The 22,351-nt window shown below is 45.7% G+C and carries 15 protein-coding genes; 2 read left to right on the top strand and 13 right to left on the bottom strand.

Annotated elements, in window-relative coordinates:
* Positions 1-93: 93 nt before the first annotated feature.
* Positions 94-1,725, top strand: a complete 1,632-nt coding sequence (locus tag K1Y79_RS02800) for an FAD-dependent oxidoreductase (RefSeq protein WP_220248480.1) — start codon at positions 94-96, stop codon at positions 1,723-1,725.
* Here K1Y79_RS02800 and K1Y79_RS02795 read toward each other — a convergent pair.
* The 7 genes from K1Y79_RS02795 to K1Y79_RS02765 form a co-directional block, all read right to left on the bottom strand.
* On the bottom strand, positions 1,720-2,919 hold the full coding sequence (locus tag K1Y79_RS02795) for a hypothetical protein (RefSeq protein ID WP_220248479.1): 1,200 nt from the start codon (positions 2,917-2,919) through the stop codon (positions 1,720-1,722). The two genes, K1Y79_RS02800 and K1Y79_RS02795, sit on opposite strands and share 6 nt — an antisense overlap.
* 42 nt (positions 2,920-2,961) lie before the next feature.
* Positions 2,962-3,810: a type 1 glutamine amidotransferase gene (locus K1Y79_RS02790; RefSeq protein ID WP_220248478.1), complete on the bottom strand. Its 849-nt coding sequence runs from the start codon at positions 3,808-3,810 to the stop codon at positions 2,962-2,964.
* A 17-nt stretch (positions 3,811-3,827) separates the two neighbouring features.
* Positions 3,828-4,928, bottom strand: coding sequence for a carboxylate-amine ligase (locus tag K1Y79_RS02785; RefSeq protein WP_220248477.1), 1,101 nt, complete (start codon positions 4,926-4,928; stop codon positions 3,828-3,830).
* Positions 4,929-5,023: 95 nt separating this feature from the next.
* On the bottom strand, positions 5,024-6,130 hold the full coding sequence (locus K1Y79_RS02780; protein ID WP_220248476.1) for an ATP-grasp domain-containing protein: 1,107 nt from the start codon (positions 6,128-6,130) through the stop codon (positions 5,024-5,026).
* Positions 6,131-6,214: 84 nt separating this feature from the next.
* On the bottom strand, positions 6,215-6,397 hold the full coding sequence (locus K1Y79_RS02775) for a hypothetical protein (protein WP_220248475.1): 183 nt from the start codon (positions 6,395-6,397) through the stop codon (positions 6,215-6,217).
* A 239-nt stretch (positions 6,398-6,636) separates the two neighbouring features.
* On the bottom strand, positions 6,637-7,482 hold the full coding sequence (locus K1Y79_RS02770) for a hypothetical protein (protein WP_220248474.1): 846 nt from the start codon (positions 7,480-7,482) through the stop codon (positions 6,637-6,639).
* Positions 7,483-7,710: 228 nt separating this feature from the next.
* On the bottom strand, positions 7,711-11,013 hold the full coding sequence (locus tag K1Y79_RS02765) for a TonB-dependent receptor (protein ID WP_220248473.1): 3,303 nt from the start codon (positions 11,011-11,013) through the stop codon (positions 7,711-7,713).
* A 369-nt stretch (positions 11,014-11,382) separates the two neighbouring features.
* Here K1Y79_RS02765 and K1Y79_RS02760 point away from each other — a divergent pair, with 369 nt between their 5' ends.
* A complete protein-coding gene (locus K1Y79_RS02760; RefSeq protein WP_220248472.1) occupies positions 11,383-12,585 on the top strand; it encodes a bifunctional 3,4-dihydroxy-2-butanone-4-phosphate synthase/GTP cyclohydrolase II in 1,203 nt (400 codons plus the stop codon).
* Between the two features lie 100 nt (positions 12,586-12,685).
* Here K1Y79_RS02760 and K1Y79_RS29395 read toward each other — a convergent pair whose 3' ends face one another.
* From K1Y79_RS29395 to ggt, 6 genes are all read right to left on the bottom strand, one after another.
* Positions 12,686-17,413, bottom strand: a complete 4,728-nt coding sequence (locus K1Y79_RS29395) for a translocation/assembly module TamB domain-containing protein (protein WP_220248471.1) — start codon at positions 17,411-17,413, stop codon at positions 12,686-12,688.
* A 197-nt stretch (positions 17,414-17,610) separates the two neighbouring features.
* On the bottom strand, positions 17,611-18,483 hold the full coding sequence (locus K1Y79_RS02750; RefSeq protein WP_220248470.1) for a TraB/GumN family protein: 873 nt from the start codon (positions 18,481-18,483) through the stop codon (positions 17,611-17,613).
* Positions 18,484-18,485: 2 nt separating this feature from the next.
* Positions 18,486-19,532: a hypothetical protein gene (locus tag K1Y79_RS02745; RefSeq protein WP_220248469.1), complete on the bottom strand. Its 1,047-nt coding sequence runs from the start codon at positions 19,530-19,532 to the stop codon at positions 18,486-18,488.
* 7 nt (positions 19,533-19,539) lie between these two features.
* Positions 19,540-19,968 (bottom strand): hypothetical protein, encoded by a 429-nt coding sequence (locus tag K1Y79_RS02740; RefSeq protein ID WP_220248468.1) that lies wholly within the window; start codon positions 19,966-19,968, stop codon positions 19,540-19,542.
* 6 nt (positions 19,969-19,974) lie between these two features.
* Positions 19,975-20,505 carry a DUF1572 family protein gene (locus tag K1Y79_RS02735; RefSeq protein WP_220248467.1) on the bottom strand — a complete coding sequence of 177 codons (531 nt, stop codon included), beginning with the start codon at positions 20,503-20,505 and terminating at the stop codon, positions 19,975-19,977.
* 15 nt (positions 20,506-20,520) lie between these two features.
* Positions 20,521-22,221, bottom strand: coding sequence for a gamma-glutamyltransferase (ggt, locus tag K1Y79_RS02730; protein ID WP_220248466.1), 1,701 nt, complete (start codon positions 22,219-22,221; stop codon positions 20,521-20,523).
* Positions 22,222-22,351 lie beyond the last annotated feature (130 nt).

Below are 22,351 nucleotides of genomic sequence, written 5' to 3'. Positions count from 1 at the left end.
TGCCCGGAAGGCTTCTTACTTTGTATAACCACTATATTTCCACCCCGGGCCACCCATCCGGATCCCTGATGTCAACCCGCTCAATCCACCGTTATGAAATACCTGATAGCACTGTGCCTTTCGTGCTCCCTGTCATTTACGCATACCATTGCCCAGACCACTACAGCAACTGACATTGTTATTTATGGCGGCACTTCCGCGGCTATTACCGCTGCTGTACAGGCCAGCAAAATGCATAAGTCAGTCGTTGTTGTATCACCTGATAAGCATCTTGGCGGTCTCTCTTCCGGCGGCCTTGGTTTCACTGACACCGGTAATAAAGAAGTAATCGGCGGACTGGCCCGCGAGTTTTACCATCGCATATACCAGCACTACCAGCAACCAGGAGCCTGGAACTGGCAGCAGCAATCTGCCTATGGTAATAAAGGCCAGGGTACCGCAGCCATAGATGGTACGGAACGTACCATGTGGATATTTGAGCCTCATGTGGCTGAGAAAGTGTTTGAAGACTTTGTCAAAGAATATGGTATAAAAGTGATCCGGAATGAATGGCTGGATAGAGAGAAAGGTGTCATTAAAAAAGCCAACCGCATCACGGCTATCAAAACCCTGAGCGGTAACACCTATGAGGGTAAGATGTTTATAGACGCTACTTATGAAGGCGATCTGATGGCAGCTGCGGGCGTGTCATACCGCGTAGGAAGGGAAGGTGTGAAAGAGTTTGGAGAAGAGTGGGCAGGTGTGCAGACAGACGTATTTCACCATGGCCACCATTTTAAGAAACCGGTAAGCGCTTATAAGATTCCCGGAGATGCTACCAGTGGCCTGCTGCCGCAGATATCTGCCCTGCCGCCGGGAGAAAAGGGAAGTGGTGATAACAAAATACAAGCTTACTGCTTCCGCCTCTGTCTCACCGATCTTCCTGCCAACCGGATGCCTGTGCCTCGTCCGGCAGGTTATGATTCTACACAGTATGCATTGCTGCTGCGCGTATTTGAAACCGGCTGGAATGAGACGTTTAACAAGTTCGATCCTATCCCTAACCATAAAACGGATGTCAATAACCATGGTCCGTTCAGCATGGATTACATTGGCATGAATTACGATTATCCGGAAGCTACTTACGAGAAGAGGAAGGAGATTATTGCTGCGCACCAGACGTATCAGCAGGGACTATTGTATTTCATCGGAACAGATGCCAGGGTGCCTGAACAGATACGCAACCGCATGAAGGAGTGGGGATTAGCCCGTGATGAGTTCAAAGACAATAATCACTGGCCGCACCAGCTGTACATCCGTGAAGCCAGACGCCTGAAAGGTAGAGAAACGATGACAGAAAATGAGGTACTGGGCAAAAAGCCGGTATCTCAATCAGTAGGGATGGGCTCTTATACCCTGGATTCTCACAATACCCAAAGATATGTGCAGGCAGATGGCACTGTACAGAATGAAGGCGATATAGGCATTGAAATACCAGTACCTTACCGCATCAGCTATGGCGCTATTGTTCCTGAAAAGCAGGAGTGCAACAATCTGCTGGTGCCGGTGTGTTTGTCCTGTACACATATTGCGTACGGTTCAGTGAGGATGGAGCCAGTATTTATGATCCTGGGACAAAGCGCTGCTACTGCCGCTGCCCAGGCGATTGACAGTAAAAAAGCTGTTCAGGATATCAGTTATGATAAGCTGAAGACGCAGTTGCAGAAAGACAAGCAGAGCTTATAGTTCCTGCTCAAAGAAGGCGCAGCTGCCACCTGTCCACTGTTGAGGCTTACCTTGCGTAACGCCGATCATCTTACTTTTACTGATGCGGGCCAGGTTATGTACGAGTAATGGCTTCGGACTATCGTCCGGCCATATGTACATCATTCTGATTTCGCAGTAAGCAGGGCCTTCCGGAGTAACAATGGCAGGGTCATATTGCACTTTGTGCTGCAATATCCAGTTCTCAGGATCAGTGATCCTGTCAATATCTGCCTGCGTCACATCGATCAGTACACCTTGTCCGGCAAAGGAGAATAAAGGCTTCAGTACATAATTTTCCAGATCAGCAGGAATGACCGGCAGTTCATGGAGGAACCAGCTCTTTGGTGCATATTCGCTGTGTATGAAAGGTAGCATGTATTTACTGATGCGGTAAAACCAGTTGGGGTGGGTGACCCATTCCACGTCAAGATCCTGTAACAGACTAACATGTTTGCCAAGGTGTTCCTGTTGGCGGTGCAGATCGTCAAATATTACCCGGTTATAGATTCTCCTGATCTGTACTTTTCCGCCGCCGGTTTCGTAGTACAGTTTTTTACCTTCCTGTATCAGTTCAGTTACACATATCGGTTTAATACCCAGGCGTTGTTCAGTATAGTAGAAGTCTATCCGTGTTTTCTGTTCATGAGGTTTGACTTCCAGCAGCACGACTTCTTCAGGGTTGAAGTTGCCGACAATTACCTCTTTCAGCAGCTGGAAATAGCTTTCACTGTCTAATCCGCCGAAGAAATTGTTGACTGTATCCGGGATATTGAAATGTGTGCGGAATTGCCGGGCCATCAGTTCCTGAAAGGCATACAGCGATGGAAAACCCTGCAGTTCTATTAGCCGGGGCGTAAGTTCTCCATGTTCGTCCCGGCACACTGCAAAGTCAATCACGATGAAATGAGGATGATCATTTTCATGAGGGGCTTTCAGCTGGTGAGGGATCGCATGGCGGGTGAGTTCTTTAAAGTCAGGCCGCATGATCACGGCAATGATTTCATCACACGCTTGTATGAGTTGGGCAGTAAGGGTTGCCGGGATAAACACCGGGGTTTCTGCCACTTTAAAAACAGGTGCTTCACCTGCTTCCAGCGCAATACCTTCGAGAAAGTCGTGGTATTGTTTGTCGGTGAACTGATGATTATATGCTGTACGTATGGAAGGGATCATGATGGTAGATTAAAGTCTGTTGGCGGGTAGTGAGTTACTTGCTTATACTTCCATGTTATTGCCTGAAACGGACTGTTTAAAAATTGCGTTATCGAGGAATGCCGGGATAAATTCATCGTGTGTCAGCATGATTTTGTCAGGATCTGAGAGCTGTTCAAGCATGCTGTAATATTTTTCTGCGCCATAGTTTGTGATCACCTGGTTCTTTTTCTCCTGCTGCATCAGGTACATGCGCATGCCGGTAGCATCAGCTTCCGGGTGGAACTGGGTACCGATACAGTAGTCACTGAAGCGGATGGCCATGGTTGCTCTTTCCAGTGGTACATGTGGCCTTTCTTTTTCAAGCGCCAATACTTTTGCGCCGGTAGCGTCCATCTGTTGCTGATCGAGTTCTATCACCTGCCAGTTGCGGCTATCTACAATGAAATATGGATCTGGCAGTTCACCGAATACCTGTTCACCTTCACCAGCATCAGTTTTATGTACAGGGAATACTCCGAATGCAGGAGATCTGCGTCTGCATACATTACCTAATTTGAGATGACGGCACATCAATTGAAAGCTGTGGCATATGAGCAGGACCTGTTTTTTGTCTGCCGCCGTATCATTCCACTGCCTGATATCTTCCATTAGCTTGAAGTAGCGGGCTTCCCACTCGCTGCCTTCGCTGTCCAGGGGGCTGCCCGGGCCTCCGGTAGAGATATAGATATCGTAGGAGAGATCCGGTAATTGTTGTTCCACGCGGACTTCATACTCATGAAAGACCATATCCAGACCATGCTGTGCTGCATAGCTGTTCAGTATTTCCCGTATACAGCGCATACCCTCATTGGGTACATGCTCATACATATCCAGAACGGCAATTTTCCAGTGCTGCTTAGTAGATATCATATCACAAAGGTACAGGTTTAGCAGTCTTTGAGAAACCTGTTAATGACAAAGTCTGTTACAGACACCAGATCCTGGGTATCTTCATATACTTTCAACTGCTGATCAGCGCCGGTACCATTATTCAGAATATCCAGCGTACGTTTGATATAGTGGCGGCTGCCCAGTTCATCGACCACATCATCTACAAAGTCAAGTAATTCATGGATCAGTGCCCTGGCATTAACTTCCTGTTCTTTTCCAAAATCTATCAGATTACCATCGATACCATAGCGGGAGGCGCGCCATTTGTTTTCATTGACCAGCGCCCTGTTATAGATAATGAAGTTCAGGTTCTGCATGCGCAGTTTATAGATCTTGGCGCATACTGCCTGGAACAGCGCAGCGAGTGTGCAGGTTTCCATGACGGTAAGTGGCACATCGCAGATGCGAAACTCTACCGTATTAAAGTAGGGGTGTACCCGCAGATCCCACCAGACCTTTTTAGGGTTGTCGATACAGTTGGTCTTTACAAGTAGCTGTATGTATCTGTCGTATTCTTCTATACTGGCAAAGTAATCGGGGATGCCGGTACGGGGGAATTTATCAAAGACTTTTGTGCGGTAGGATTTGAAGCCGGTATTGCGGCCTTCCCAGAATGGAGAGTTGGTACTAAGTGCAAATACGTGCGGCAGGAAATATCTTACAGAGTTGGCGATGTGCAGGGCCATTTCCCTGTTTTCCATACCGACATGTACATGTAGTCCGAAGATGAGGTTAGAGCGTGCGGCATCCTGCATTTCATTGACGATCTCAAAGTAGCGGGGATTGTCGGTGATGTGTTGCAGTTGCCATTTAGAGAAAGGGTGGGTACCTGAAGCGCCGATGGAATATCCGAGTTCACCGGCTATTCCGGCAATGGTCCTCCGTAGCATGGATACGTCCTCACAAGCTTCGTCGATGTTAGCGCAAATCTGCGTACCTACTTCCACCACAGCCTGGTGAAATTCGGCTTTTACTTTATCTCTGAGCACCCTATGGGCTTGTTCTACGATCTTTTGTTCATGGGAGCGGAGTTCTCTGGTCTGAGGGTCCATTACCATGTATTCCTCTTCAATTCCGAGGGTGAAGTTGTTAAGCATGAGAAGACAATAAAGCAATTAGGTATCAGGGATGAGGAATCGGGCCTTGGAGTTGACCAGTAGTGCCTGATTCCTCACTCCTAATTTCCTCAAAGTTATTCTTTCTTTTTAGTCTTTTTCACTGCTGTCTTTTTTGCCGGAGTTTCTTTTTCCTGACCTGGTTCTTTGAGTTCCATGGTATCTTTCGGCGGCTTGGCGGGTGATACAGCTGCAGGTTTTTTGGCAGCCGTCCTCTTAGCGCCGGGAACAATGGCTGTTTGCTGTCCGGAAGTAGCCTGTTTCAGGAAGTTACCCCAGGTAAGGTTGTCTCTACCCGCTGTTTGTTCCTGTGCACGCTGTATAGCATAGGTGGCGGCCGTTTCTACTACCCACTCGAAATTCTCAGTACCGATTACCTTTTCATTGGTTTCGGGCGCTGGGTTCCAGAAGTCGATCACGTATGGTACACCACCGCGGATGGCAATTTCTACAGAATTAAAGTCATAGCCCAGGTATTGGTTCAGGGTTGCCACCTGATCTGCTACTGTGTTGATGAGGGTGCTGTCTCCGCTATCTTCGGTGAGGTAACGTTGATTTTCCGGTTGGTAAGGATCGTAAGGTATTACGCGTACGTATCTGCCACCGATGCAATAGCAACGGTAATAAGATTCGTACTTTATTTCCTCCTGCAGCATCATAACCAGTTGTCCGGTGCGCGCATGTTGGGCAAAGAACTCCTCACGGTCATGTATTTTATACACATGTTTCCAGCCTCCGCCATTATATGGCTTCATGTAGGCCGGGAAACCGATATGCTCGAAGATAGATTCCCAGTCAAAAGGATACTCCAGGTTTCTGAAGGACTGGTCTGTTGTGTTGAGTGGAAGGTCTCTGGATGGGATGAGGGCAGTCTTTGGAACTTTAACACCTGTGCGGTGAGCCAGTTCATTATTTACAAACTTATCATCGGCACTCCACCAGAAGGGGTTGTTGATGACGGCAGAACCGTCCAGCGCGGCCTGTTTAAGCCACGTACGATAAAAGGGAACGTCCTGTGAGATACGGTCAAGAATCACGGCATATCCTGATGGGGTGCCCTGTATTACTTTGTCGATGGATATTGCCTCTGCTGTGATTCCGTCTATCTGTTTGTCATTTACACGATCAATAAAAGCCTGTGGAAAGCCATTTTCCTGGCCGAAAAGGAGTCCTATTTTTTTCATCTGTAAAAGAGTTTTACTGTTTGGTTATCCGTCGTTTACAACAGTTGCCGAAGGAAATCAATATTCGCGCCAACAGCTCAGGCACTATTTGATCGGGGAAAGGTAGTAAGGCAGCATCTCCAGCCAGTTAGGCCAGTCGTGTGTCTTATTGGGCCTTACGTCCAGCCAGTGCATAATATCTTTATTATGAAGGATGCCGGACATTGTTTCGTTCTGGGCAAGGGTAATATCTTTATCGGCAACGTCTATGATATCCCTCTTCTCCATACACCAGCATTTCAAACTCATGGCCCGGGTGTGGGGAATGCCATTTGTAATGATATTGCTGCATTGTTATAAATATAAAGAAAAAATGCTAACGCACCTTCCTGTAACAGACGGACATCTTATTTCTATGGTCGCGGCAGGGCGTAAAATACAGAAAGCGCCTCACGGGGTGTGAGACGCTTCATTGTATTAATATATTGGTACAGGTTAAAGCTGGAATATGTTATTATCCTCAGGTATTAATCCATCAGAAAGGTATATTTCAATTGATAGCTGGTAGTAACCGCTGGGCGACCATTACCATTGATCGTCCACTTCTCTGTCTGGTGCAGGGCTGTCGGATAATTATCCGTACCGTAAGTATAGACATTTGTCACAGTCAGTATAGAATCGCCCGCAGGGTTGGTTATCGTTTTAGTCACTACATTGTTAGCCGAGGACCAGCTGGCGCTTTCTGACTGATTAACAATGAAGTTAGCAATAGTCATCCCCTGGTAATTGGATTTATCATCGTAGGTATAAGCAACAGTAGTGGTGTCCTGGCTCTGAACGTTTCTGATAACCGGAATGCTGTAAGAGACGGTTACATTACCTCTGCTATCACGGATGTAGATGTCCTTCTTTGCCAGAAGGTAAGGAGCCATTACGCCATCAATCTTATAATGATAGAGAGCTGTTACCCTATCGAGGTTGTCATAGGCAACGCTGTCATAACCTTCTATCAGGCCGCTGTAAGAAGAAAATAACTTTAATTTGCTAACCCTTCCGTAGCTATCGTATTCCAGCTCTTTGGCTTTCATACCTACATGTTCCTGTTCGGTGGAAACGTATGTGAAAGATGCTTTGCCGGTAGTGTCAAATCTGATCACTTCTGAATAGAACTTCTCTACGTTATTGGTAACGTCCATTCTTTGTACAGTCATGACCCTTTTGTATTTGTCGTATGAATAGGAAAGGGATTTCTGATAAAATCCGGTTTCAGCGTTCATACTGGCAAAAACTTTGTCACCCGGAAGGGTTTCTTCCTTGTTACAGGCCGTGAACAGTGTCGCAAAGATCGCTGTGCTGAGCAGAAGCTTTCTCATGATTTAATAGGTACAGGTTAAGTATAGGGTGATCGGCTACCTCTTCAGTTCAAATCAAGCACAAATATATACGTTATTTCAGATGCGTGTATCACTTCGGGGGTAAAGATGGATACTATTTTTTGGGCGGGGAAGGGGTGGGGGTGCTAAGTAATTAAGCGTGAAGTATTAACAAAAAAAGGCGTCTCTTACAAGAGACGCCTTTTTCATATGTTCAATCGTCGTAGATTATCTGAAGATGTAACGAAGACCGAGCTGACCCTGCCAACGGGCAGACTGTAAACCGAAATCATCGATCTGAGCTACAGTTTTTCCATCAAATTTAGCAGGTGTTTTGAAGTTGTATGTAGGTGTAGTACCATCAGCTGCAAAACCTACGAAATCAATGATTGCGGCGTTGTTGTAGAACATACCTGAACGGGTAGTATACATGCGGCCCCAGTCGTTATTGATCATGTTACCCAGGTTGAATACATCGAAGCTAACCTGTAAGGTGTGACGCTTACCGTTTCTCTGAGTAATGTAGAAGTCCTGTGCAATGTGCAGGTCAAAAATATGAGTAAAAGGCGTTCTTACACCATTTCTCTCAGCATATTGACCTCTTTGTTTGCTTAAGTATTTATCGCTATTGATAAATGCATCCAAAGCAGCCCATTGTTCTTCAGGAGTTACAACCACATCAACATTGTTCACTTTTGTGGTATAGGCTACCAGATTAATATCTGCAGCTGTCCTTGGAACATAAATCAGGTTCAGGCTCTTATCACCACTTGAACCATTGTAGTCGCCAACGATATTGGTGTTAGGCACATCTCTGTAGCCATAACCGAATCTTTCACCTGACTGGCCGGTGTAGTACAGGCTCACAGTAGTACCGAAGTGTTTCAGGTATTCTTTCTTATAGGTTACAGAAGCAATAATTCTTGAACCCATATCGAAAATGGAGTAACCCAGATCAATATCGTTACGTCCTCTTACGTTCGGTACTCTCCACTGAGAAGAGTTCTGAGACGACTGACCGTCATTCAGTGCTTTGGAACGACCATAGGTATAAGCAGCCATTGCGCTGAATCCACCCTGGAAGGTTTTCTGTAACTGAGCGGTCAGGTTATAAGAGTAACCTTTGCTGGTATTCTCTGCATACATGATATCTGTGTAGTTACCCAGAATATCTCTGCCAACGTTTTTCCAGATAGGACGGTTGTCCGGACCATTCCCTGTTACTGTATTTCCTGAAGGGATGTAAGACAGGTTATAGTACAATACGTTGTTGATATTTTTAGTGTAGATGGCTTCCAGGCTACCTACCATACCCCAAGGCAGTTTCTGATCGATAGCTAAGCTGGTTCTGAATACCTGAGGGAATTTGAAATCTCTTGCAAACAGGTCAACCTTACCAGATGGAGCAGCCGTGATGCTAGGCTGAGCAAAAGGATCTGTGATAAAAGGTATAGGCTGATTGGTCGGAGACGTTGCATTAGCAGGGTTGTAAGATTGTCTGATACCGCCCAATGTGATACCGTTATTGTTGTAGATGCCGCCCAACCATACGTAAGGGATACGGCTGGTAAAGATACCTGCACCACCACGGATCTGCGTAGTCTGATCACCTTTCACGTCCCAGTTAAATGCTAGACGCGGAGAGATCAGGATCTGTGCTTTAGGTTTTGTACCCACCTGTGCACCGTCAATATCCCATTTGCCTGCAGCAAGTACCTGTGGCAGTACATCTGTATTGAAAGCTGAATTTACAGCAGGGGTAGTTAACAGCATTGGGATATCTGCACGAACACCCAGAGACAGGCGTAAACGGTCATTTACTTGGTAGTCATCCTGTGCGTAAAAGCCAAGCTGTAATGCTTTAAATTTAGCAGCAGCGTCGGTATTGTCACCAGTAGTCTTATCTACGTTAGAGAATGAACGGTTATACTGAACCGGAGACCTGTCGTTCATGAAATCATCCAGGTTTGCGAAAGTATAAGAACCATAGTTCTGACCAATGAATACGTTGGTCATGTTATAGAACTCATTGCTGGTACCCAGGGAGATAGTGTGCTTACCTCTGTACAGTTCCAGGTTGTCAGTCAGGGTGATTACATCCTGTTTCAGCAGGTTAGCAGCAGAAAACTCTTCTGTGCCAAAGCTGATTGATTCTCTTGAGATGAATACGGAAGTATATGGACTACCCATTACACTGCGATCATCTCTTACAAAGTTCGCACCTACCAGCAGGGAGTTGGAAGCTCTGTTACCGAACTGGCTTTTCAGCTCAGCGGTGGTAGCATTGGTAGTAGATGGGAATAATACACCTTTATTAGAGAAAGTGATAGTATTAGCGCTAGATCTTCCAGGGCTAACGCTTTCACCATGAGTATACTGATGACGGATAGTAAACTTGTGGTGATCGTTGATATTCCAGTCTAATCTTGCAAAGAATTTCTGGCCTTCCAGGGTATTGTTTACAGTTTCGTAAGTTCCCGGATCATATCCATCTGCACGCAGTTTAGCAGCCAGGTCGTCCAGTTGTTGTCTTGAAGCGGGGTTTTGACGGCCAGCATATGTTTCATATGCAAATGGCTGCGGACGGTTATCTTTCTGGAACTCTGCGTTAACAAAGTAGAACAGTTTGTTTTTAATAATCGGACCACCTAAACGTACACCGTAAGTTTTGGAAGAGAAATCTGCCAGTTTGGTTCTTTTAGATTCGTCTTTGATTGGTGTTTTACCAGCCAGTGCTTCATTACGTACGAAGTAGTACGCAGAACCTTCTATATCATTGGTACCGCTCTTGGTTACAGCGTTAATCGCACCACCAGAGAAGCCGCCTTGTTTTACGTCGAAAGGAGATACGTTGATATTGAACTGGTCAATGATATCGATAGAGAATGGAGAGATACCGATCTGACCACCGTTTGTACCATTTTCTGCCAGACCAAATACATCGTTCTGTACAGCACCGTCAACGAAAGTAGCATTGTACTTATTGCTGGTACCTGCGATTGAGATAGTCTGGTTACCGCCACCGTCTTTGGTCAGTTTAGCCTGGGGGGTTAAACGTACAAAGTCGGTCAGGTTTCTACCTACAGTAGGTAATGCTTCAACCTGTGTGCGGTTCAGGGTAGTCTGAGCACCTTTACGGTTCGAGTTGAACACGGTGCTTCTCTGTCCTACAACCTGTACTTCTTTAATGTCCCTGGCTTTTTCGCCAAGGCTGATGTTTAATCTGAATGGCTGACCCAGAGCGAGGAAGATCTCATCCTGGTTAAATTCAGTGTAACCAATGAAGGTAGCAGTTACTTTGTAAGGACCACCAACGTTCATGTTCGGGATACGATAGTAGCCTTCTGCATCGGTAGTAGTTCCGTACTTGGTACCTGTGGGCTGATGGATCACAACAACGGTAGCCCCGGGTAACGCCTCCTTCGAAGGACCGGTAATCTTACCCAGCATGCTACTGGTAGTTACCTGTGCGAACGAAGTAATTGCGCTGAACAGGACAATGAATGTAAATAGTAGTCTTCTAAATCCCATATAAGAGCAGTTTGATTTATGACGCAAAGGTGGTAAATAAATTTTTATCGAATTTAACTCTACATTAACAAATTGTTAAGCGATTGACCTTATTAGAATTACCTGTTACAATTTTGGATAGTTGTTTGTTTAAACAGGCTTTTGCTGGAGTTTGTTCAAAGATTTGCCCTGGAATTTCTAAAAAATCGAATAAGGAAGTTTCAAATACTTGAATTAGGGCCGGGTACGCTTGGAAAACTGACGTTTTAGCAGTTATAGTGTGATATGTGTTATATTATATATATCTAGGCTTACCTGGAGGTAACCAGAAACCAGGTGAACATCTCTTATTTTACCATAACTTTGCACATTAATCTATAATATAGCTCTATGTTAGATACAATAGAATCAGCCATAGAAGATATCAGGAATGGTAAGCTCGTGATAGTGGTGGATGATGAAGACAGGGAGAATGAAGGAGATTTTGTTACAGCAGCAAGGAACGTTACGCCGGAGATCATTAACTTTATGAGCCGCTACGGCCGTGGTTTAATATGCGCGCCTCTTGTTGAGGAACGTTGCGAGGAACTCAAACTCGAAATGATGGTGCGTGACAATACTGCATTACATCAAACCCCCTTTACTGTATCTGTTGACCTGCTGGGTCACGGTTGTACCACCGGTATCTCTGCCCATGACCGCGCTAAAACTGTGCAGGCCCTGATTGATCCCAATACCCGCCCAGAAGAATTGGGTAAACCTGGACATATCTTCCCTCTGAAAGCAAAAAGCGGTGGTGTACTGCGCCGTACCGGACACACTGAGGCCACCATCGACCTGGCCAGATTGGCTGGTTTTGAGCCTGCCGGCGTACTGGTTGAAATTATGAATGAAGATGGCTCCATGGCCCGTCTGCCGGAACTCCGCGAAATAGCTACTAAGTTTGACCTGAAACTGATCTCTATAAAAGACCTGATTGAATACCGCCTGGAGAAAGAGACCCTCATTGAGGAGCAGGTAACGGTCCATATGCCTACAGCATATGGCGACTTTGAACTGGTAGCTTTCAAACAGCTTAACTCAGGCGAAACGCACATGGCCCTCAAAAAAGGTACCTGGGAGAAAGGAGAACCTGTTCTGGTACGTATACACTCTTCCTGCGTAACAGGTGATATCCTTCATTCACTCCGCTGTGATTGTGGAGAACAGCTCCATAAAGCAATGGAAATGGTTGAGCGTGAGGGTAAAGGTCTTATTCTATATATGAACCAGGAAGGCCGCGGCATCGGTCTGTTGAATAAGTTGAAAGCATATAAGTTACAGGAAGAAGGTCGTGATACCGTACAGGCCAACCTGGAGCTCGGCTTTAAAATGGATGAGCGCGATTATGGAGTAGGTGCCCAGATCCTTCGTCATATGAACATCTCTAAGATGCGCCTCATTACTAACAACCCACGAAAAAGAGCAGGTCTTAACGGATATGGTCTTGAAATAGTGGAGAATGTAGCGATCGAAGTACATCCGAATCCGCATAACGAGTTCTATCTCAAAACAAAACGAGATAAACTAGGTCATGAAATATTAAAAGGCTAAGCCATTTCCAACAGAAATGAGCATCAGGAACTGATGCCTGAAGACTTAACCATATAAAAGAAGAGGGCGTATCACAACCGATACGCCCTCTTCTTTTATATTAGTTAGCTTTTTCTTCTCTTCTTCGGGCAGAGTCTTCCCGTTCTTTTTCTTCCAACCTTGCCGCTTCGGCCCTCCGCATAGAATCCAGCATCCGGCGCCGATTACGCTCATTGAATAATTCAGAGAACTTATTATACTCACGTACATAGGAAATACCCAAACCGGCCTTGTTTCTGTTTACCAGATTATATACGTCATAGTCTGACTTACTGAAAGCATTGATTCGGATACGGCCTTCAGGTGTCAGCAGGTATTCTGCCCGGAAGTCACCGGCGAAACGGTTTGCATTGGCAGACGTATTGGCTTTACCCCAATCGTAATCTCCTCCAACATATAATCTTATTCTATTATTATAAAGGTTACTGGTCACCCCCGCGCTAACCTGATTACGGTCCAGGGACGCGTTATCCTGGTTACCTATATTATAAGCTCTATAATTCACATTAATACCAATTCCGCTGTTTTTCAGCAGGACGCCTGTAATATTATTCAGGATGGCAGAAGCCTGCGCACTTAACGCCTGACCTACACTATTTTTACCAGTTGTAGCAACGTTAGCGCCGCCGGCAGAGTTGGGGTCTTCGGGAAGGAATTGATTGAACAGCAGTAAACCTGCCATTTGCTGCAGGGCCTTGTTCTGGTCCTGGTTGATCTCACGCAGTTTTGCTGCCACGCCGCTTTCATATGCCAGTGACCCTACATCCGGTAGATTAATCTCGTAGGTGATGTCGGGTTTCATCAGATCATTCCGCAGATTAATCAGGATATCTACCCTTTCTGTACGGGTGGCCAGTTTGTCACTTGCAGTAGATGCGGTACCCACCAGGTTGTACAGGCTTACTTTTGAAAGGGAGTATTTGGCATGGACGTCAACCTTTGCTTCGCTGGGGTCGCCATTCCAGGTGATAGTACTTGCCTTGTCAATATCAAATTTCCAGCTTGTAAGTCTTTGGAGGGTAAAGTTGTAAGATCCGCTGTTAATTTCATAGTTGCCAAACATGTTGAAGTCGCCTTCTGTGTTTACCATAATCTGCAGATTACCTGTACCATTGGCAGAGATCATATCGCCGGAAGCTGCATCCATGATCACGTCAATCTGGGCATCAGGGGTAGCAGTAATATCTAGTTTGACGTTCAGCTTAACGTTATCCTTCTTCTTTTTCTTCTCTTCTTTCAGCTCTGTTCCGTAACTTTTGAATGTGATATAATCTGAACGACCTATGTCTTTACTGTCGGACAGGGGAAGGTAGAAGTGGGTGCCTTTACCTGGTCGTGCCTGTATGCGTAACTGCAGATCATTCAGCGGGCCGGAGAAGTACACTTTACCGTCCGAGATCACATCGCCATAGAATAAGTCGCTATCTGCCGCGCCGGTATTAAGGAATACGAAGTTCCGGGCGTTCACATCGAAATCAAAGTTGAGATTGTTGAAGTGATCATGAGAGATATATCCACTAGCGCTTGCGCGACTGTTGTTTTTATCAACGATGGTGAAGTTGCCAAATTCGATCAGGTTATCATCAATATTGACATTCAGCTTTGGAATAGTGTAACGGGTGCCTAAGTATAATACCTTCATACCTACACTGTCAATCCGCATATTGCCCCTCACTGAAGGCAGCTTAGTCGTACCTGAAATGGTCAGCTTACCGGATGCATTTCCTTTCAGATCAATCACATATTCATTCACAAAGCGATCCAGCAGGCTGAGTGAGGTACCATTCAATTCAACATTGGCCTGCAGTCGGTTATTAGTCTCTGATACGCCTATCAGCCCTTCAGCAAAAAGGTTCTTGCCTTTGTTTTCGGATCTGACAGCGAAGGTAACATCATCAGTTTCCTGCCTGTATCCACCCTCAAAGTTTACAAGTCCTATGGAGTCATTGTCAATACGTAGTTCGCTCGCAGTAATATTAGCATCCACTGCGAGGCTATGTGTAGGGTCTGCAATCTGAATATTACCGTTTGCAAAACCTTCAATACGCATGGCGGTTAGCTGGGACGGTATTACATCTGTCAGATTGAGGTTCTTCAGGTTAACGATGAATTTAGACTCATCAGGATTGAACTCATTGGTTTCCACCGTAATGCTTTGTTCATTCCTGGTTACCTGCAGATTATTAATTGTAAGGAAGTCTTTACTCCAGTATATTTCGTTACCGGGTGTCACGTTCCACTGTCGTTCGTTAACCGTAAATGCACTATTCAGGAAGTTGATCTTTACACCCTCAGCCACTGTTACTACCCGGGCATAGAATCCGTCCAGGGAAGATGAATCCCCAGCCTGGAGGTCTACTTTTATATAAGATGTATCCCTACTGGAGTTGGCCAGAATGAGTGGGTGTTGCAGCCATACCTGGTCTCCGGAAGAAACTTTACCGATGCTGGTACTGATGTCTATCTTATTGAAAGAACCGGAACTTTTCAGCTGAAGGTCTTCAAAATGGAAGTTCATATAGGATGCCAGCGGTACGTTGATATTCAGGGAGAGATTACCTTTGATTGTGTTCAGCGTACCTTCAATAGTAGAATTATCGAAGCCAGAAATATCTTTTGAGAACCCACGGATCAGTTTATCTACCTGCCCCAGGTTGAAGGCAAATGAGAAATCCTGTTGGATATTATCTTTAGGCGCAGTAGGGAAGTAGCTGGGATAATACTTATTCAACAATAGTTTAAAGGCATCCTGGAGCTGCATAAAACTATAGTTTCCTTTCACATATCCTCCAATTTCACTACCCTGTATAGCCAATACTTTTGTATTGTTTTCCAGGTGGGTGGAGACATTAAGGGAGTCAAATTCCAGCCTGCGCTGATCTTTAAACACGGAAACGTTGTAAACCCTGGCCGAACCATTGAAGTTATCGATGTTACTACCGGCAAAGTTTAATGCCAGTTTAGCCTGTAATACGATAGAATCATTTGTTAGTTGCAAAGCCTGCAGGTTACTATGACGTATATCAGAATCAAAGTCAAAAACAGGGACATCCTGGTTGAAGTCGATAGTACCGGCGAAGTCCATATCCAGATTAGGATCATTAGCAGTGAGGGAGCCGTTAAAGAACTTCCTGTTCATATCTCCCTTAGTCTTGATATTGCTATAGGAATAGCCATTCAGCGTAATCTGCTGTACATCAGCGTCTACTGCCGCTTTGAGCGTTTTGAAGTTAAAACCTTCTCCATTCAGCTTTGCATTCAGAGAGAGGCTGGTGAGTTCTGGTACTCCAAGCAGGCTACCGGCATTAAAGGCGTCAGTCGTCAGACTACCGGAATATACCGGCACGTCCCGGTTGGTTTTGAAGTTGATATCGGAATTTAGGTTACCCAGATTGGTTTGAAACTTACCATAGGCAACGAAGTCACTGACAAATCCTGTAAAGCTACCTGCAAAGCGGATGTTAGAGAGCCTGTCAAGTCTAAGTGGGTCTATATTACGTAGTTCAGGCGTTATTGCAAGGATATCTGGACCGGTAGTCAACAGTTCGTCTGCACGGAAGTCGATATAGGTATTCCCGATATCGGGTAAACCTCTCATTTCCAGGCCTCCCGACAGGCGGGTAGTATTTCCGGCCTGCAGGTTAATATTGGTAGCTTTCAGATTACTTACAGGTCCGCTGGCATCTCCGCTCAGCTGTATTTCTCTCTTCCAGTCAGACAGTATAGGAGCAAAGTAGGCAATATCGTCCGAGTGCAATTTACTGTTGACGATATGTGCACGCATATACACGGCATCTACGTAGGCATTCATATCGCTGATGTCTGCATATTGCATAGTGTAGTAATCTCGCAGATGACTTTTGTTAGTAATGAGGTCCATGTGAGAGAACTCCATTTCCACAGGCGACATCTTAAACCGGGCCGTTAACTTTTTAACATTGAAACCACTGCGTTCTTTGGTGCTCATTGTCAGATCGCCAAGAATGCTGTCCTTTACCATACTGGTATTGGTCAAGGATAGATTAATGCTACTGAAGCGGATATGATTAGGTGCGAAGTAGCCATTCTCTACTTTTGCAGAATCTTCGAGGTCATCTACCCCTAGTGTACCATCTTTAATAGCAATTTCTTTTACCAGCAGTTTCCAGTTATCGCTGTTCCAGCGTAAGGCCGGAATAGCCGAAGTATCCGTGAGCTGTGGCGCGGGTGGGGCAGGCCTCTTCTTACGGAGGGGAGAGGCAGGATACCTGGTAATGATAAATGTCGGCTTGTCAAGTAAGATCTCCTGTATATCAATATTATGTTGATTCAGGTCTATGTTCTTGGCATCCAGATAAATGCGTTTAGCAGCTACACGCATGTCTTCACCGATCCAGGCATCTACCTGGTTAATACGAACATTACGGAGGTCCGTTTTGCGCAGATCAAGGTCGATACCTCCACCGCCTTTCGGCCTGGGACGAGTGGTATCCGGTGGAGCGCTAAACTCATCGATGATGAACTGATAGTTCCAGACAGAATCATTCCGGTGTCTTATCAGGTTTACATCGGCGTCTTCCAGTCCGATAAATTTTAAAACGGGTTTGTCCTGAAAAAAGAACCAGTCAGTTATACGAACCTGTAATGCTCCGGCATAGAGCAGGGTATCTTTGTGACGATCTTCAATAAGTGTACCCTCCAGCCGCAAACTGTTGAAGAGCCGGATGTTCACATGCTCTATTTCAACTTTCGTCCTCAGCTGCCGGGATAAACGGCTTGTTGCCTCATGCACAAGGAAATTCTGTACCACCGGAATGTTTACCAGGACACCTATGAGAATGACAAGGCCCAGTAAACTCAGTAAGATAACAACTAATATTTTGCGTACTTTTTTCAGGCTGCGAAATTTAATCCGGCAAAAATAGTTGAATTACTCCAGAGTCGGTAGTAAATAGGCAGGAGGAATCAGGAATTAGGGATTCTTTACCATTCCTGATTCCTTATTGGTTAAATTGGTTTTACCGTATAACCTTGCTTACGCAATAATTCAATTACTCCGGTATCCCCACCCAGATGTCCTGCGCCTACGGCAAAGAAGGTAGACGCCTTTGAAGCCTCACCGGTAATAATGGGAATCCAGTTACGGTTACGCTGATCCAGGAGAATGTCTTTAAATCGGGCAATGTCTTCTGTTTCAGCCATCAGTTTCGTCATGTCTGTAATATTCTGTGCCCGGTACGCTGTTAGCATGCGCCGGTAGAGTTGCTGAGATTTCTCCGGCTGTTCAATACTTTCCAGGAGCATTTTAGCTTCTTCTTTATCAGGGATGCTGTCAAAAATAGCTACCTGGTCAGTGGCTTTTTCAAGTCCGCGAACTGGTAACTGCTGTGCCTGCGCTAGTTTCATCAGTTCAGCCTCACAATAGGCAGGATCGCTGCAGGCTGAATTAAAGTGTTGCCGGGTAATGAGTGAAAACAGCACCAGCGGTTTGAAGCGATCTAATGCTGCAATGTCCATATGCAGGGAATCCTGGCACCACTTCGCTAGTTGCTGATACTCACCGTCATTAAACAGGTTTTTGAATGAATAGCCTTCCGGCATCATCAGGGCAGACTGTAAGGACTGCATCTCCTGCTGGTCAGCCATATTGATTTCCAGAAAGAGCGATTTTGCTTTTTTCAGAGCATCCTGTGTAGCAGATGAGAACTGGATGTCTTCTTTGCAGGCGATATGTATCGTACCATACAACCAGGAGGGCGTTTGGAGGTCCTTACCTGAGATTTCCCACAAAAGGGAGGACTTTTCTTTGGGTTGTTGCGCTTTGGCGGTTAACAACGAGAAGCTGCACAACAGCAGCGTACCGAGTTTTTTGAGTAACATAGTTACGTGTTTATGAGTGATGCACTTAATTCTTCCAGGTCTTTGACTGTATGCTGGGCGGAAATAATGATCCTGTTTACCGGCGGACTATCCGGATCAGGATAACCGAATGAAGAGATCATAATACCATGTTTCAATAGATATTGCTCAACACCATTACCTCCTTTCAATACAAATATGGGGAGATGGAATGGATTATGCAGCTCGTCCCTCCCTGCTGTTAGCTGCTCAAAGTACGCTATTCGTTGTCGTAAGATATTACGTTGAGCTGCATGCAGTGAAAAGCTCTGTAAAAAGGCCCAGGCATTTGCCGGCATCATGGGTGTTGCACCTGTGAAAAGCGCAGTTTTTTTAACGGCTGTAATATCAGCTGTATGTCCGGCCACGATACCTCCCTGGATGCTGTATGCTTTGGCCATCGAAGCGGCTAACAGATAACGTACTGCCGGATGTTGCGGTAACCGGCTGATTATTCCGCTGCCATCATCAGAGACAATTCCTATGCCATGTGCATCGTCAATAACGACTATTACCTGTCGGCGTATAGCAGTCAGCCAGCTGAAATCATTGATAGTGCTCGTTAATGCATTCACACCATCGGCTACAATCACAAAAGTATTATCTGGATGAGCATTGACTTTATCGGTAGTTTTGACAGCCCAGTCAGCCCAGGTCTCTGACGGTATGGCCGGATTGCCAGTCCACAGTGCAGGATGTGTGTTAGGCGCATAGAGCAGAATGCCCTGTGTGGCGGCATATTGAACTGCTGCCTGAGATGCCAGATAGCCCGATGGGAAAGATGCTGCTGTCTGTTGACGCAACAGCGCCGCCAATCTCTGTTCCAGTTCCTCATACAACTGAAGGCGGGTATTGGCGATCCTGGAAGAAATAAACACAGTTCCGTACCTGTCAATCCCTTCCTTCAGCAACTCCTTAAATGCAGGATGACTATGTAATCCCAGATAAGAAAATCCGGAAAAGAAAAGGTAATCTGTTCCGGAGATAGTGATTGTGCCGGTAGGCGTAGTATGTGTGAACTGTGCCTGCATCCTTATATTACTCCGCTTTTGTTTTCAGGATGAAGTAGTATTCTCCGGATTTGACTTTCATATCAAAGTGAGTTTCATCGAGCTTTGTAATAGTGACCAGATTTTCTGACGAGCGCTGGCCGTTAGATGCAGTAACTGAGATGATCTTACCGTCGCTAAGCAAGGAATATTTACCGGAGTCAGGTTTGTTGTCGATAGTAGCGATGAATAGATTATTATCAAGGAACTGGTAATATACATTCTGATAATAGCCTCTTTTCAGATCAATAGACTGTGTGATCTGTGTATTATCGTATGCGCTGCCTGGAGGTACTACTACATCATATACACGCCACTTCTTGTGCAGCAGCAGTTTGTTAACACGGCCACTATTACAGCTGGTAGATACAATGGTCAGCAGGACCGCAAAAAGGATCATCCGTGATTGGACTTTCATGTCTGATTACTGTTTTTTATTGAACATGTCCTGGTTAAATGCCTGCGATTTCCCTTTAGGGATAGACAAACTTTCCCAGTCGTTCTTTTTTATCATTTTAGCAATGTACACAATTTGGCCTACATGGTAAGGTATATGAGCCAGCTGCCTGTTAATAGCATCTAATACGGTATGCGGCTCATGGCGTATGTATACGGTCTTTTCGAGATCACCAGGCTGTAAGGCACGGATAGCCTCCAGCATACATTGCCATCCCTCTTCCCATAATGCCTTGACAGCTGCGGCAGATGCAACATCATCCTCAAACTCTCTATCCCTGTCACGCCATGGCTTTTCACCATCGCTATGCAGGAAGTCTGTCCAACGGGAGCGCATATTGCCACTCATGTGTTTGATGATCAGGTAGATGCTATTAGGAGCGCCTTCCGGCTGCCAGTGTAATTGCTCTTCAGTTAATACTGCAATACTCTGATCGCCCAATGCTTTATAGTAGGCAAATCTTTTCAGCACACTGTCTAAAAATATTGTTGCTATCATGGGTGATGTTTTTTATTAATAACCGGCAGCACTATCGTCACCGCGTTTATCTCCTACTGCTTCCAGCATACCTTTTTCATTGATTTTTATCAGTTCTACTCTGCCGATGGTAGTGCCTCTTTCGATTTTATACCCCATTCGCTGCAGATGATCGAGCGGCGTCTGATCAAAGTCTTCTTCTACTACAACTTCGTCTGGCAGCCACTGGTGATGGAATTTAGGCGCATCGACTGCCTGCCGGGCAGAGAGGTTAAACTCCAGTACGTTTATGAGCGTCTGGAACACTGACGTAATGATGGTGGCCCCTCCTGGCGTACCTGTAACAAGATAAGGCTTACCTTTTCTTAATACGATGGTTGGCGTCATGGAGCTGAGCATCCGTTTGCCCGGAGCTACAGCGTTGGCTTCCGCACCTACAAGTCCGTACATATTAGGTACACCCGGTTTAACACTGAAATCGTCCATTTCATTATTCAGGAAAAATCCGGCACCGCCCACTACTACTTTCGAGCCGTAGCTGCCATTTAGCGTGGTAGTAACAGATACTGCATTACCTTCTCCATCCATCACAGACAGGTGGGTTGTTTCTGTACTTTCGTATATGCTGCCGGCGGGAACATATTTGCTAATACCCGCTTTCTTTGGATCATAGTCTGCCATGCGGCCCTTCAGATAACTGGCTGCGGTCAGTTCTTTTACAGGCACTTTCACAAAATCAGGGTCGCCCAGGTATTTCGCACGATCGGCATATGCACGGCGTTCTACCTCTATCATCAGTTGTATGGCAGCCACAGAGTGGAATCCCCAGGCATTCAGCGGATATGGTTCTACCATGCCCATCATCTGTTGTAATGCGATGCCTCCACTAGACGGCAGGGGCATAGTTACGACCTGGTAGGCCTTGTAGGGGAATGTGACTGCGGTTCGTTCCTTTGCTTCATAAGCTTTCAGGTCGGCTGTAGTAATCAGTCCATGGCCGCGTTGCATTTCTGCTGTAATGAGGCGCGCTGTTTCTCCTTCGTAAAAACCAGCGCGGCCATTATCTCTAATACGCTTAAGGGTAGCTGCCAGGTCTTTTTGTATAAGTGTATCGCCTGCCTTCCATAACGGCGCTTTTACAAAAGCGTTCTCCTGAGTATTCAGTTTTTTAAATTCATCTCTGCGTTTATTGAGGGAGCTAGCTTCTCTTTCTGTAATAGCATATCCCTTTTCTGCCAGCAGAATAGCCGGGGCGATTAGTTGCTGAATGGTAAGTTTGGCGTACGGTAGCGAAGCGAACAGTCCTGCGACAGTACCTGGTATGCCGCAGGCCAGATGTCCGTCCTGACTCAGTGCGGTATTGGCATGTCCGTTCTGATCAAGATACATGTCACGCGAAGCTGCTGCCGGGGCTTTCTCCCTATAATCTATGGCAATGTTCTTCCCGTTCTTCAGATGTGCTACCAGGAAGCCGCCTCCACCCAGGTTACCGGCAGCTGGGTATACTACTGCCAGCGCCAGCTGAGTTGCAATTGCTGCATCCACTGCATTACCGCCCTGGCGCAGCATCAGTAATCCGGCCTGGCTGGCTAGTGGATGTGCGGAGACAACGGCCCCCTTAGAAGCAGTGATAGCTTTTTCAATCTTGTAGTGATAAGCGTCGGTTTTTACAGGACCCTGTTGGGCATAAGCCGTACCGGTAAGGGTTATTGCCAGTATTAATGAAATGCTGCGCATATGTATGAGTTTATCCTTGATAATATCCTGAGCTGAATATTTGCAAGTTATTATAAAATGCGCTTTCAAATTAGTATTTTAGATCACAGAGATGGGCTAGTGTAACCTATGTAGCAACTATAACCAGCAA

Origin of the sequence: Chitinophaga rhizophila (assembly GCF_019492185.1) — a bacterium.
Lineage (GTDB): Bacteria > Bacteroidota > Bacteroidia > Chitinophagales > Chitinophagaceae > Chitinophaga > Chitinophaga rhizophila.
Note: the sequence above shows the minus strand (reverse complement) of the source record. Positions and strands in the feature narration are given on the sequence as shown.